Origin of the sequence: Sporosarcina aquimarina (assembly GCF_033253705.1) — a bacterium.
Classification (GTDB): Bacteria; Bacillota; Bacilli; order Bacillales_A; family Planococcaceae; genus Sporosarcina; species Sporosarcina aquimarina.
On the sequence record NZ_JAUBDH010000002.1, the window covers coordinates 136,892 to 151,114 of the forward strand.

Below are 14,223 nucleotides of genomic sequence, written 5' to 3' on the forward strand. Positions count from 1 at the left end.
GCTGAAGTCAGAGTCAAACATTCTTATTTATTATAACAATTATTAAGTTCGTGCACCATACGTGCAAGTGACACTTTTTTAACGGGTACGTCTGGAAGCGCTTCTAAAAACTTTTTTCCATACGATTTTGTTTCAATTCTCCGATCTAAAATTATGAAGAATCCAGTATCACTTGAAGAGCGTATAAGCCTGCCAAATCCTTGACGCAATCTTAGAATCGCTTCAGGAAGCGCATAACTCGTGAATGCATTTTTCCCCATTCGATTCAATTGGGCTGTTTTCGCTTTAAACACGGGTTCAGTTGGGGAAGAAAATGGCAATCTAACAACAATGATAGCAGTTAAGGAATTCCCTGGTACATCGACACCTTCCCAAAAACTGTTTGTGCCAAACAGTACCGCTTTTTCATATTGCCGGAATGACTTTAACAGTCTGTATCGGCTGCCGGAACTAATTCCTTGTGCGATCAGTGCATAGTCCTCTAATAAGCCACTGTCAGAAATAAGTTCATGAGTTTTATTCAACATGTCTTGAGAAGTGAACAAAACGAAAAGTCTGCCCTCAGTTACCATAACAGTTTGAATTATTGCTTCTGCTACTTCCTCTACGTATTCTGCTTGTGCCACTTGTTGGATGTCAGGCATGTCTTCAATGATAAAAATTTGTGCTCCCGTATAAAAGTGCTTAGGTGCGAGTAATTTTATCACAGGTACAGTAGAATCGACACCTAGTTGGCGAGCAACAAATCGTTCATCACTTTTTACAGAAAGTGTGCCTGATGTCCAAACAATCCCTCTTTCTTTTAAAATGAATGATTCCAATGCCTTTCTAATTACCTCTGCACTATTAATGGGACTTTTAATGACAGTGAGGCTGCCCGGAACACTTCTCTGATCTTGCTCAATCCATACGGTTCCTTCAGATCCATTCTCAAGAAATAGTTCGATCCACTCGCTCATTTTTACACGAAGTTCGTTTATCCAGTAGTGCCACTCCGCGAGAATTGCTTGTTCTTTTGACGAAAGACTCTCTATTTCATGGTCGAGCGGACTTACATATGCAATCGCTTTTTCAATGAAGTTATTCATAGTTTGAAAAACTTCTTGGAACTTGGTTTGATCTGCCGGAATTTCATTTAATGCAACGTGCAGTCGACTGCCCTTTAAGTGGCCTCTTTGAATCGAATTTGAACCAGACAATTCCTGTATCGCATGATCAAAAGCAATGGAAAAGCTTTCAAACGCCTCTGAAAGGCCGGTACGGGTTCTTGAACGATTCCACATTTTTCGAACTAGAATTTTTTCTATTCGCCGACTGATTTGATCGTCTGATTCGGAACCAATCTGCCCCATCACATATTTCCAATTTGTATAAGAAAAAATAATTTCATTTGTTTTATAGGCGGCATGGATGAGCTGATGGCCTTCATCGACGATTAACCCACTTGTCTCGTCTACAATTTGTTTTTTACTTGGGCCATCACTTAACAATAATGCATGATTCGTAATGACTAGGTCTGCGTATTTACAATTCTCGAGTGTAATTTGATGATAATCTATATCTTTCTCATCTTCTGCAAGTCTGGAATTACGTTTTCTAATACGATCAATGTATAACATTCCGCCGCCGGAAAGATTTAGTTCGTTTACATCCCCTGTTAGTGTCTCTGTCAGCCATACAAGAAGTTGCATCTCAGTAAATGTATTGTCATATGTGGATTCCCCGCTCAACAGCATTTCTGCAAATTTTGACAGGGATATATAATTTGAACGTCCTTTTATAATGACTACATGAATGGGTACTGATAAAGCAGTTGAAACAGTATGAATTTCTTCAGCTATAATTTTATCTGCCAGGTGATTTGTATACGTACTAACTACAACTGCTTTGTTAGTTTGAATGGCATGAACCGCAGCTGGAAGCAAATAAGAAATTGTTTTACCAATACCCGTTGGAACTTCCACCATAATTTCGGTTCCAGTCCTCAAAGACTCCCAAGCAGCGTCCATGAATTGAAGTTGGGCATTACGGGATTCGTATGTTGAATATGCCTGATTGAGCAGCTGATCCTTTGCCTCTTGAGTTGTCGGAAAGGCAATTTTTCTTGGATGCAATTGTTGCAGCCTTTCAGCTTGCCGAAAAGGGATTCCGCGGAACAGAGACAGGTTAGTCTTGTCACTGACTCGGCGAGACTCAACAAGTGCCAAATAAAACAAAAGAGATATATCCGACTTCAATGTGAATGAACGCTTATGTAAAAGGGTAAGTGTTGGTTCAGGCAACCCTTTTACCTTATCGATACATCGCAAAAGCAAGCTGGATGTAGCACGGGCGTCATCGTCTGCTCTATGCGCAGAAGAAAGTGTTATTCCAAGCTCTTCCGTTAGCTCTTTCAGCCGGTAACTCACTGCAGATGGATAAAGAATCTTTGAAAGTTCAACAGTATCTATCTGTTTTCCTTTCCAACGTTTTACCCCACACCTTTCAAATTCTTTTTGAAGAAATGTTAAGTCGAAATTAGTATTATGGGCAGCAAAAATCCATCCGTCTAGTAAATCATAAACTTCTTGTGCGATTTCTTCGAAAACCGGTGCGTTCTCAACTTCCTCATTCGTGATGTCCGTCAATTCTTGAATGAACACAGGGATCCTTTGGTTAGGATTAACAAAGCGAACATACTCATTCGTGAGAGTGCCGTTTTCAATAAACATAATGGCAATTTGAATAATCCGGTCTCCTTTTTCAGGGGAATGACCGGTTGTCTCCAAATCGACTACTGCAAATTTTAGCTTTTCCATGGAATCATCAACTTCCTGTTTCGGTTTCCTACAGCAAATTGTACCATATATTCCTTCCAACACTCTAAGAGAAGGATATTCCAGTATTAATCCTAAAAAAGCTACCATGAAAATCAGTGAAACTGATTCCCATGACAGCTTAACAAGTAGGGGCGCCCAAGGTACTGGATAAATCTTATTAACCGTCAGATGATAAACTTATCAAACAATCACACCGTGTTTTTCTTGAATAATCTGTTCAATTTTATTGTTCTCATCCATAAGAAGAACTGTAGGTACAAACTGTTTAGCTTCTTCATTGGACATGAGGGCATACGCTAGAATAATGACAATATCCCCAGGTTGAACCCTTCTTGCTGCTGCCCCATTGACACAAATCATACCACTCCCCCGTTCGCCTGGAATAGTATATGTCTCGAATCGTTCACCATTATTATTGTTAACGATCTGCACTTTCTCGTTAGGCAGAATATCTGCAGCATCGAGTAAGTCTTCATCGATTGTGATACTTCCAACATAATTCAAATTAGCTTCAGTGACTTTGGCACGATGCAGTTTACTTGTCAGCATAGTTCTGTACAAAGGGTCATCCTTCTTTCTTGAATAGTATATTGTCAATTAGACGCGCTTTTGAAAATTGAAGGGCGCAGGCAATAATGAGATCTGCAGAAGAATCGGTTGGAGATTCTAGTTTCGGATAAGTTAATAAAGAAACATAGTCAATTGTTCCTGATGTTTTTTTTTCTAGCGTCTCTTTGACAAAACGTTCAATTTCCTTACTAGAGACTCCTTCTTGGCATAATACAACCGCCTGTTGCAGCACTGCATAAATCAAAGGCGCTTCCGTTCTTTCCTGAACAGTGAGATTCACATTACGTGAGCTTTTAGCTAACCCATCCTGTTCACGAACCGTGGGCACTCGAACAACTCTTGTTGAAAAGTTGAAATCTATAAAGAACGATTCAATAATAGCTAGTTGTTGAGCATCTTTCATTCCAAAAAATACAGCGTCTGGCTGGACAATATTTACTAGCTTTAAAACCACTTGGAGGACACCATCAAAATGGCCTGGACGCGATACACCACACAACCGATTTGCGAGTGGTCCAGGCAGTATGCGGATACCAGAGTCCTCAGGATACATGTCTATGACCTCGGGACAAAAAACAATATCCGCTCCCGCTTGAGCCGCCAAACGAACATCCGCATTTAAATTTCTGGGATATGCATCAAAATCCTCTGATGGACCGAACTGAGTTGGATTCACGAAAATACTTACCGCAACGTAATCATAGGATTTTTTCGCCTCTTCAATTAATTTCAAATGGCCATCATGCAAAAAGCCCATTGTTGGAACAAATCCAATCGTTTGATTGGCTGCTTTTATATTACTTTGCCATTCTTTCATGACTAAAATGGATGTTGTGCATTGCATCGAATGAGTTTCAGTCATTGACTTTTACCTCCATATAGATTTCCCACTTCTTCTTCCTTCATATTAAACTGATGTTTTTCATTTGGGAAATTTCGCTCGCGAACTGCATTTGTATAGGCACAAATACCATCCAGTACTACGGAACCCGCATCACTAAATGCATGTGCAAACTTCGGTAATTTGTGGTCGCCGTATTTTACCAGGTCATGAAATACAAGTACTTGGCCATCTGCTTCTACGCCAGCCCCTATTCCTATAATTGGAATTTGAACAGCTTCTGATAATTTCTGTGTCAGCTGATGCGGGACACATTCAACGACCACCATACACGCTCCTGCCGCTTCACAGGCTTGCGCTTCGTCTATGATCTTCAGTGCAGCCTGCGACGTTTTCCCTTGCACTTTATACCCTCCGATAACAGCAGCTGATTGAGGCAATAACCCTAAATGTGCAACAACTGGTATCCCTGTTTTCGTTAGTAAACGGATAACATCAAGCACTTCGTCGGCGCCTTCGACTTTCAGTGCATCCGCTCCTGTTTCTTGAAAGATTCGAATTGCTTCCGTGAGAATCCGATCTTCCGACCCTCTGAAAGAGCCAAATGGCAAATCTACAACTAGAAACGTATCTTTTGCTCCCCGTCTAACCGCTTTACCATGATGGATCATGTCATCAGAAGTGACATACACAGTCGAAGCGTACCCTAAAACGACCATCCCTAAGGAATCTCCAACAAGTAGAAGGTCAACATCCGCTTTTTCCGCAAAAACCGCAGTAGGATAATCATAAGCTGTCATCATAACGATTTTTTCACCTTCTGCTTTCATGCGTTTAAATTCAGTGATTGTTTTCATTGTTCTTCTCCTCTCTTAATTAGGAGAAAACCAAAACATAAAAACCCTTCTGGCTAAAAGAAGACAGAAGGGTTGTGTAAGGTATAGTCATAGGTTTCCTCCGTCCCTGTCAATACGATCAAGGCAGAATTATTTAATTGGATTACGCTATTAAGTCTTTCAGGTGCGATTCTTTTGATATCGCCCTTCTGAATCACTATATCATTTCGCTAAGGATTTTGACAACTTGTTTCGTCTGAATTAAAGAATGTGAATATCTGCAGAGTAGATGCCCCGGACGGTACCATCGTCTAAAACAACTTCGAGTCTCCCATCTTCAGAAATACCACGTGCAGTTGCTTCATAGGAATCCTGTAATGTCGAAATCTTAACTCGTTTACCGATCGAGTCTGCATAACTTTCCCAAAGTAACTTAATCGGAGCAAAACCTTTTTCAACGTATAGTGATACGTATGTTTCTAAATGATTTAAAACTTTGGCTGTCAACTCCGCACGCTTTACAGATTGACCTTGTTCAATATAAAGTGAAGTCGCAATGTCTCGGATTTCCTCAGGAAAGTCCTCCAACTCTTGATTGACATTCATTCCAATCCCAAGAATAATTGCTTTTACACGATCCGGATCTGCTTGCAATTCTGTTAAAATCCCCGTCAGTTTACGACCCTTCACTAAAATATCATTTGGCCATTTGATAGTAGGTGTAAGATTTGTAAGATCTTCGATTGCACGCACAATAGCGACAGCTGCAACAAGTGTCATTTGCGGTGCTTGCTGAGGTGTAAGCTTTGGACGAGTAATCACACTCATCCAAATTCCTTTGCCAGCTGCAGAAGACCACGGCCTTGATAGTCTTCCCTTTCCAGCGGTCTGTTCATTCGCAATAATGACCATGCCATCAGGCGCTCCGTTTTGTGCTTCCACGTGAGCTACTAACTGTGTAGAAGGACACGCTTCGATATATTCAATCTTTTGTCCGTAATTCTGAGATTGCAAATACTGTTGAACAGCAGCAGGCATGAGTGAATCAGGAGAATCGATTAAATAGTATCCTTTTTTACGAACAGTTCCAATTTCATAACCTTCTTGCTCAAGTTCTTTAACATATTTCCAAATTGCGGTACGGGACAAACCATATTCATCTGCCAATTGCTGTCCTGAAACAGGTTGTTCAATTCCGGCAGACATTCGTTTCAATAATTCACTTTTTATGTTTGTATTCATTTGAAAACCATTCCTTTATCGCATTCTGTTCATTTAAAATACGTTTGTGCAATACTGCTTGTTCGATTGCTGTTATTGCTTCTCCAATCCATCGACCAGGTTTTTTATCAGTCCATTTCATTAGATGCTCGCCCCGTATTGCTAATTCATGTTTTGAAAGAATAGGTAATGCTTCAATCGATAAACTTATCGCGCTTTCATCCAATGGTTCCAAGTCAGTCAGCACACCGATTAACTTCTCTACGATCTTTAAGACGGCAAAGTCTGCTTTATAATAATCATCGATTGTATAAGAACGGCTTTTTCTGATTTCATAATACAGTTTCACATCTTGCAGAAAACCGCGTTCCTTATTTGATAACTTGTACGCTTTGGCAACAGTGGACGCGTCATAATTGCCCGCTATCATTAAAGAACACCAGCCTTCGAGCTCATTTTGAAATGGTGCGCATTTTATAAAACTTTCGATATCAGAAGGAAATAAAGGGACAAACGATGAAAGGTTCGTTTCAGTCATTAATTTCAATGCACGACTGGAGGCAATTCCTTTGAATAATTTGTCAAACTCTTTTTTTATACGTTCAGTAGAAAGTGTTTCTACAGTATTCCCTAATTTAGTAATTGCATCTTTTGTCATGCATTCCAGATTAAAATCCAACACAGAAACAAATCGAATCGCCCGGATCATGCGAAGTGCATCTTCACTGAATCGTTCCGACGCATACCCGACAGCACGTATTGTTTTTTCAGCAAGATCTTTCTTACCTTCAAAAGGATCGATAACGTGTCCTTCAAGTGTGAGCGCAAGTGAATTTATCGTGAAATCCCGACGCATCAAATCTTCTTTTAGCGAGGTAACGAACTGTACTTCGTCTGGCCTCCTATGATCTGAATACGTTCCTTCTGTACGATAAGTGGTCACCTCTATTGGTTCTCCGCCTTCAATGACCAATACAGTTCCATGCTCAGTACCCAAATCTATTGTGTTTTTAAAAACTGTCTTCACTTGGTCAGGCGTTGCAGCAGTTGCTATATCGATATCTTTTGGTTCTTTGCCAAGCAGAAAGTCACGAACAGCTCCACCGACAAAAACAGCCTCATAGCCCTTCTCATTCAGACGATGGACTACATTTCGACTCTGAGTGGTTCCAAACATCTTCAGCATCCTTTATTTTGTAATGTATAGTAGAGTTCTTCATATTGAGCGACAATCGTGTCTGATGCAAATTTTCCTTTTACAACATTCAAAGCATTCGCTTTCATCTTCTCGTGAACGTCCCTATCCATAAGGATTCGAAGCGTCTTATGGGCAATTGCATCTGGATCACCTACTGGAATAAGATATCCATTCACACCATCTTCAATAACTTCAGGTATTCCGCCAGCTAATGTACCCACTGCAGGTACCCCGCAGGCGAATCCTTCCAACAACACTAATCCGAATGCTTCTTTTTCAGAGGGCAATACCATGACATCACTTAATGACAATAATTCAGGTAAGTCATCTCGTTTACCTGTAAATAATACATGATTTGTAACACCCAAATTATCTACAAGACGTCTAATTCGGGGCATTTCCGGACCTTCACCCACAAGTAACAATTTTGAAGGCACTTCTGAAACAATTTTCGCGAAAGCTCTAATGAGGTCCGGTATACGTTTGACACTTCTAAAGTTTGAAATATGAATAATAACTTTTTCTTTCTTTTCGATTCCTAAGTGATCACGCAGTACTGAGGAATCTACAGGATGATATTTTTCTTCATCTATAAAATTATAAATTGTCTTTATGTCTTTTGACGGTTCAATCAGTTCCATTGTTTCTTTTCGTAATGAGTCTGATACTGCTGTTGTAATCGTGGATTTGTCAATTCCATACTTCACCGTGTTGCGGAGTGCAGGATCATGGCCGAGTATGGTTACATCCGTCCCATGAAGTGTCGTGATGATGCCAATATCTGATTGGATCATGTCTTTGGCTAATACTGCTGAAACTGCGTGTGGGACGGCATAATGAACATGAAGCAAGTCTAATTGCTCTTCATCCACTACCTGTCCTATTCTGTTTGCGAGCGCTATATCATAAGGCGGATACTTAAATACCGCATACCCATCAATTCTAACCTCGTGGAAGAAGATATTTTCATGAGGTTCGATATACCGAAATGGCAAGCTAGAGGTTATAAAGTGTATTTGATGGCCTTTCGCTGCCATTTTAATTGCCAACTCAGTTGCTACCACGCCGGAACCTCCTAAGGACGGATAGCAAATGACACCGATTTTCAATCGTTTCATCCCTTCACTTCTTTCTTATTAAATTCTAATTTCAAATGAGTTGTTCTAGTCCATTGATAAACTGCCGCTGTCTCATTGACTCGCGAATGGAAAGCAGAACACCTGGCATGAAACTTTTACGATCGAATGAGTCATGCCTGATTGTAAGCAATTCCCCTTCTCCACCCAGTAACACTTGCTGGTGGGCTAGTAATCCAGGTAATCGCACACTATGGATTTTCATTCCTTGGACATCTGCCCCTCTTGCACCATAGGCATTGACTTGTTCATCTGGATGTCCTTGAAGATGAGGTGTTCTTACTTCGGAAATCATATCTGCAGTTTTAGTGGCCGTACCTGAAGGTGCATCCAACTTTCTATCGTGATGCATTTCAATTATTTCAACATCTCCTAGATAATGTGCAGCTTGTGTTGCGAACTTCATCATAAGAACGGCTCCAATAGAAAAGTTCGGTGCCACGATACACGACAATCCCTTTTGTTCACTTCTGCATTTTAACTGGTCAATCTCTTCCAGAGTCAAACCCGATGTTCCGATAACCGGTCGTATTCCAAGTGCTATTGCTTTTTGGGCATTGGGAAATACTGCTTCAGGGTCTGTCAGGTCAAGGAGGACATCCGGTCTTACCTGCTGTGCTAATTCTGCAATTGAGGTATACACACGAACTCCTGATTGTTGTTGAGTGAGTGAACCAGAGTTCATATACCATCCATCGTATTTATAATCGAGCGCACCGACAAACTCCATATCCGGTGCTTCTGTAATTGCGAATGCAGCGGTACTTCCCATTCTGCCCCGTGCTCCTGCGATTGCAACTCGAATTGTCATTCGGTTTCCTCCTTTTTCGTCCATCGTCCTGCATCTCGGGTTTTAAATTTATGCATGACACGCTCAAGTGCGTCCGCTAAGTCAATCCCTTGAGCATTTGCAAAACATATTAAAACAAACAAAAGATCTCCTGTTTCTTCTGTAAGTGTACTCTCATTTTCAGTATTCTTCTTTTTCTTCATACCATGCACGTGCTGAACTTCACGTGATAACTCTCCTAATTCTTCTGTCAATCGGGCTATGAGCTCCATTGGCGGGAAGTATCCTTCTTCAAAACCGGATATGTATGAATCCACCTCTTTTTGCATTGCTCTCATTGTTTTCAAATCATCCATTTCGCTCACACCTTTCCTTCTTTATCGTATTCATTCAACTTGCTATTGTCAAAATATAATGGATGGATGATAATAACACTAGTGCTTTTAGGAAGGTGATGGAATGTTCAAGGAAGTTTTCAAAGATATTAAATTTAAAAATTTGTTTTTCATTGTGCTAGGCTCAGCAATTTTCAGTTTTGGATTGGTACATTTTAATATCCAAAACGAGTTAGCTGAAGGTGGTTTTACTGGAATTACACTGATTTTGTTTTTTGCTTTCAAATGGGATCCCGCCATTATGAACTTAGTTCTTAACGTTCCTATGTTTATCATCGGTTGGAAAATGCTTGGAAAACGGATTTTTACATACACGGTTGTGGGCACAATCGCAGTTTCTGTTTTTCTTAAAGTGTTCATGAAGTATCAAATAGATATCCATCTTGAAGGGGATATGTTCCTTGTCTCGTTATTCGCGGGAATATTTGTCGGTGTGGGACTTGGCATTATCTTTAGATTCGGCGGAACTACAGGCGGTGTAGATATTATCGCACGCTTGGCACATATCCATTGGGGTTGGAGCATCGGCAAAACAATGTTTATGTTTGATGCGGCGGTTATTCTAGTATCTTGGTATGTCTATCTCGATCATCGCTCAGTTATGTACACACTTGTCGCGCTCTTTGTGGGGGCTCGTGTTATTGACTTTGTGCAGGAGGGCGCTTATGCAGCGAGAGGTGCTTTCATTATCTCGGATCATCAAGATGCCATTGCAACAAAAATCGCACTTGAAATGGACCGTGGCGTTACTGTGTTTAAAGGATATGGTCATTTCACCAAAGCAGATCGCAGTATTTTATATTGTGTAATCGCGAAAAATGAAATAATGAGAATGAAAAATATCATAACCTCGATTGACCCTCATGCATTTGTCTCTGTAACAGATGTTCACGATGTTATGGGGGAAGGGTTTACTTTAGACGAACAAAAACAACCAATTCCAAGATAACAAAAACGCCCATTCCGAAACTTGGAATGAGCGTTTTTTCTTAATCGCGATTCAGGAAAATTGTTAGTAAACGAAGCAATTCCAGTACAGCAACAGCCGTTGCAGCAACGTAGGTCATTGCAGCAGCACTCAATACTTTCTTTGCGTGTTTTTCTTCTTCGTTACGAATGATACCCAGTTCAACGATTTGAGTCATTGCCCGGCTTGAAGCATTAAATTCTACCGGCAGAGTCACTACTTGGAATACTACTCCTACAGCCATCATGATGATCCCAATCCCGAGCAGACTATTCATGCTTGAAAAGATTAAACCTGCCATGATGAAAAACCAGCTAGCATTTGAAGTGATTCCAGCTACAGGTGCAAGGCGGTGACGGAAACGAAGGAAAGCATACGCTTCTTTGTCTTGAATCGCGTGTCCAACTTCGTGTGCTGCCACTGCTGTCCCGGCAACTGATGCTTCATGATAGTTTTGACTAGATAAAGCAACTATTTTTGTAACTGGATTGTAATGGTCGCTTAACACACCTTGAGTTTCCACGACTTTCACGTCTTGAAGTCCATTATGATCCAATATCAAACGAGCAACTTGTGCACCCGTCATCCCTGATGTGGAACGGACTTTTGAATACTTATTATACGTACTCTTCACTTTGAACTGTGCATACAATGGCAACAAGATAATGATGCCTAAATACACTAAGAAATTCAACGGTCTATCACCCTTTCCCTACTTATTATATTAATTGGCTCAAGCAAAGCCTGCAACTATTAAGCTAATGCTTAACTAGGCTCTGTTACAACTTTATGACGGCGCTTCCAATTCCATACCGCCAAGGCAATACAAGCAATAGACAACCAAAATGTAAAGTAACCAATTTTGTCCATATATTTCATCAAATCCCCATAAATCGGCATCTGTCCAAATACATAGTCAATAATATCATTATGCACGGTCCAAATTCCGGCTAATACAATAGATAGCATGCCGAACGCATACTTTTTCCAATATAGGACCGCTTGGAGTGCCATGGCGGAATGAGACACCACTAACATCCAACCAGCTGCACCAATCGTTCCAATTTCTTTGAGTGTGAGTAAGTTCATAACGACTGCCCATACCCCATATTTGACGAGTGTCATGACGGCGAGCGCCTCAAATAACTTAAAATTGGTATTTAATAACCAGCCGATTATTGCAAAACAAAAAAATAAACTAGCTGTGGGACTGTCTGGGACAAAAATCCAAAAAATTGGTTCTGTTATTTCTAGTTGCCACATGTACCAATCGTAACCATAAACTGTTCCAATTATATTAATAAAAAGTAATATCCATAGAAATGATCGATTAAAAAGAACTAGTTGTGCCCAAGTCTTGATAAGCTGCATCCGCTTCACTCCATACTTCACAGAATCCGTTTATATGTATCAAAAAGGAGTCAGTTTCCTGACTCCCTTTTCATTATTCTTTACCTAGATTGGAAATGAATTCAGCCATCGTCTTCAAATCTTCATCGGATCCATCCCATTGGTCTGGTGGCATAGTACCAATACCTTCATGAGCGATCTTTTCGATTTCTTCAGGTTTAAGACCAGTATCTGTTAGTGGAAGACCCAATCCACCTTGGAACTGATCACCGTGACAGCCAATACAGCTAGAGCCAGTATAAATCTCATAGCCTGGTGCTGTTTCATCAAATTCAACTTCTTCAACAATAGCACCTTGAGCTGCCGCTTTTTCCCAGTCATGATTCGCAACAGATTCCCATGTTAGATAGAATATAGCTGCGAAAGCTAGGAGCATAAAGCCTGTAGGCAATGGACGCTTCCAAGGACGTCGCTCTTTTGAAGTATCCATAAATGGAACGAGCATTAATGCACCAACCGCGAGTCCTGGAACTATAATAGCTCCGATGACGTTGAATGGACCGGATGCAAATTCATACTTCAGCAACTGATACATAAACAAGAAATACCAGTCTGGAAGAGGAATATATGTTGTATCAGTCGGATCCGCTTGACGCTCAAGCGGCGATGGATGCGCCAATGTAATAATCAAATATCCAGTTAAGAAGATTGCTCCAACCATCCACTCTTTCAAGAGGAAGTTTGGCCAGAAGGCTTCCGTCTTTCCCGGATATTCGGAATAGTCTTTGGGTACGTTAGGTTTTCTCGTCGCTTTAATTCGCGAGTCACCAACGAATTTCATACCTTTTCCGTGCTGCATCTTGTTCCCTCCTTAGTGAGAAATCAAGGATTTCCGCATTTTACAATGGTCCGGAAATACCTTGTCTTCTGATCATGATAAAGTGTGCTGCAAGCAATCCAAGAAGTGCTGCAGGCAGGAAGAATACGTGGATCGCAAAGAAACGCGTTAGCGTTTGAGCTCCAAGGATCGTAGCATCACCTGCAAGAAGGATCTTAATCCACTCACCTATAAACGGAACAGAACCTGCAATCTCAATTCCTACTTTTGTAGCAAATAGAGCTTTCATATCCCATGGCAATAAGTATCCTGTGAATCCAAGACCTAAGATGACAACGAACAATAGAACGCCGACAACCCAGTTCAATTCACGAGGCTTCTTATAAGCACCTGTAAAGAATACACGTAATGTATGTAGGAACATCATTACAATAACTAGAGAGGCTCCCCAGTGGTGCATACCACGCACGATTTCTCCGTAAGCAACTTCATTTTGAAGATAATAAACGGATTTCCAAGCATTTTCAATATCTGGTGTGTAATACATCGTAAGGAACATACCAGACAGGATTTGGATTACCGTGACGAAGAATGTCAATCCTCCGAAACAATAGATGAATGCAGAAAAATGGTGTGCGGGGTTTACGTGTTCAGGTACTTCATGATCGGCGATATCGCGCCAAATAGGGGTGATATCAAGCCGTTCATCGACCCAATCATAAATTTTGTTCATCAATTTGATTGTACCCCCTGACTAATTAGACTAGTGTGTTCGGCATTGTTTTACCGAGGTGGATAAGACCGTCAATAATTTCAACTTCATACTGATCAAGTGGACCAGTTGGCGGAGTACCAGGAACGTTTTTCCCGTTCTTCTCATAGCGACCGCCATGACAAGGACAGAAGTACTCATTAGGGTGCGTATCATCGCCAGCCCAGTTTACTGTACAACCTAAATGTTTACAAACGGGAGATAGTGCAATAACTGTATCTCCATCTTTATAGACCCATGCAGTGTTTGAAACGTCAGATTTGTACCAAGCATCTTTACGATCTTTGATCGTATAGTCGACACGGACAGGTGTTTCTGTTATATCGTCCGCTTTCTGATCAGTAGGGATATAATCGCTACCATCTGCAGATGCTAAAACTGGGTCAATTGCAAAGCGAATCATCGGCATTGCTGCTGCTGAAACCATGAATCCGCCGACACCCATCAATGTGTAGTTAAGGAATTGGCGTCTAGACACTTTGCTGCTCAT

15 protein-coding genes are annotated in these 14,223 nt (G+C 40.9%); 1 reads left to right on the plus strand and 14 read right to left on the minus strand.

What is annotated here, in order from left to right:
• Nucleotides 1-23: 23 nt before the first annotated feature.
• From dinG to QT716_RS03310, 9 genes are all read right to left on the minus strand, one after another.
• Nucleotides 24-2,798 (minus strand): ATP-dependent DNA helicase DinG, encoded by a 2,775-nt coding sequence (gene dinG / locus QT716_RS03270; RefSeq protein ID WP_317934439.1) that lies wholly within the window; start codon nucleotides 2,796-2,798, stop codon nucleotides 24-26.
• 201 nt (nucleotides 2,799-2,999) lie between these two features.
• Nucleotides 3,000-3,380 (minus strand): aspartate 1-decarboxylase, encoded by a 381-nt coding sequence (gene panD, locus QT716_RS03275; RefSeq protein ID WP_317934440.1) that lies wholly within the window; start codon nucleotides 3,378-3,380, stop codon nucleotides 3,000-3,002.
• 4 nt (nucleotides 3,381-3,384) lie between these two features.
• Complete coding sequence (gene panC / locus QT716_RS03280; RefSeq protein ID WP_317934441.1) at nucleotides 3,385-4,251, minus strand: pantoate--beta-alanine ligase; 867 nt, start codon at nucleotides 4,249-4,251, stop codon at nucleotides 3,385-3,387.
• Entirely contained in the window at nucleotides 4,248-5,087 is an 840-nt protein-coding gene (panB, locus tag QT716_RS03285) for a 3-methyl-2-oxobutanoate hydroxymethyltransferase (protein WP_317934442.1), read from the minus strand. Before panB ends, panC begins: the two co-directional genes overlap by 4 nt.
• Nucleotides 5,088-5,327: 240 nt before the next feature.
• Nucleotides 5,328-6,308, minus strand: coding sequence for a biotin--[acetyl-CoA-carboxylase] ligase (locus tag QT716_RS03290; RefSeq protein WP_317934443.1), 981 nt, complete (start codon nucleotides 6,306-6,308; stop codon nucleotides 5,328-5,330).
• Nucleotides 6,286-7,464, minus strand: a complete 1,179-nt coding sequence (locus QT716_RS03295) for a CCA tRNA nucleotidyltransferase (protein WP_317934444.1) — start codon at nucleotides 7,462-7,464, stop codon at nucleotides 6,286-6,288. Before QT716_RS03295 ends, QT716_RS03290 begins: the two co-directional genes overlap by 23 nt.
• Before the next feature lie 2 nt (nucleotides 7,465-7,466).
• A complete protein-coding gene (gene bshA / locus QT716_RS03300) occupies nucleotides 7,467-8,603 on the minus strand; it encodes an N-acetyl-alpha-D-glucosaminyl L-malate synthase BshA (protein WP_317934445.1) in 1,137 nt (378 codons plus the stop codon).
• 31 nt (nucleotides 8,604-8,634) lie between these two features.
• The gene (gene dapB, locus QT716_RS03305; RefSeq protein ID WP_317934446.1) at nucleotides 8,635-9,432 is read right to left on the minus strand and encodes a 4-hydroxy-tetrahydrodipicolinate reductase; all 798 of its coding nucleotides are present in this window, start codon (nucleotides 9,430-9,432) and stop codon (nucleotides 8,635-8,637) included.
• Nucleotides 9,429-9,767 (minus strand): nucleotide pyrophosphohydrolase, encoded by a 339-nt coding sequence (locus QT716_RS03310; protein ID WP_317934447.1) that lies wholly within the window; start codon nucleotides 9,765-9,767, stop codon nucleotides 9,429-9,431. The genes dapB and QT716_RS03310 overlap by 4 nt, the downstream gene beginning before the upstream one ends.
• Before the next feature lie 103 nt (nucleotides 9,768-9,870).
• Here QT716_RS03310 and QT716_RS03315 point away from each other — a divergent pair, with 103 nt between their 5' ends.
• Nucleotides 9,871-10,755 carry a YitT family protein gene (locus QT716_RS03315; RefSeq protein WP_317934449.1) on the plus strand — a complete coding sequence of 295 codons (885 nt, stop codon included), beginning with the start codon at nucleotides 9,871-9,873 and terminating at the stop codon, nucleotides 10,753-10,755.
• A gap of 40 nt (nucleotides 10,756-10,795) precedes the next feature.
• On the opposite strand, the gene QT716_RS03320 is transcribed toward QT716_RS03315, so the two are convergent.
• The 5 genes from QT716_RS03320 to QT716_RS03340 all read right to left on the minus strand — a co-directional run bounded on the left by QT716_RS03320 (nucleotide 10,796) and on the right by QT716_RS03340 (nucleotide 14,223).
• Nucleotides 10,796-11,467, minus strand: coding sequence for a zinc metallopeptidase (locus QT716_RS03320; protein WP_317934450.1), 672 nt, complete (start codon nucleotides 11,465-11,467; stop codon nucleotides 10,796-10,798).
• A gap of 71 nt (nucleotides 11,468-11,538) precedes the next feature.
• The gene (locus QT716_RS03325; RefSeq protein WP_317934452.1) at nucleotides 11,539-12,144 is read right to left on the minus strand and encodes a lipoprotein heptaprenylglyceryl N-acetyltransferase LhaT; all 606 of its coding nucleotides are present in this window, start codon (nucleotides 12,142-12,144) and stop codon (nucleotides 11,539-11,541) included.
• A 73-nt stretch (nucleotides 12,145-12,217) separates the two neighbouring features.
• On the minus strand, nucleotides 12,218-12,982 hold the full coding sequence (locus QT716_RS03330) for a menaquinol-cytochrome c reductase cytochrome b/c subunit (protein ID WP_317934453.1): 765 nt from the start codon (nucleotides 12,980-12,982) through the stop codon (nucleotides 12,218-12,220).
• A 40-nt stretch (nucleotides 12,983-13,022) separates the two neighbouring features.
• Nucleotides 13,023-13,697, minus strand: a complete 675-nt coding sequence (qcrB, locus tag QT716_RS03335; protein ID WP_025784873.1) for a menaquinol-cytochrome c reductase cytochrome b subunit — start codon at nucleotides 13,695-13,697, stop codon at nucleotides 13,023-13,025.
• 22 nt (nucleotides 13,698-13,719) lie between these two features.
• Nucleotides 13,720-14,223, minus strand: coding sequence for a QcrA and Rieske domain-containing protein (locus tag QT716_RS03340; protein ID WP_317934454.1), 504 nt, complete (start codon nucleotides 14,221-14,223; stop codon nucleotides 13,720-13,722).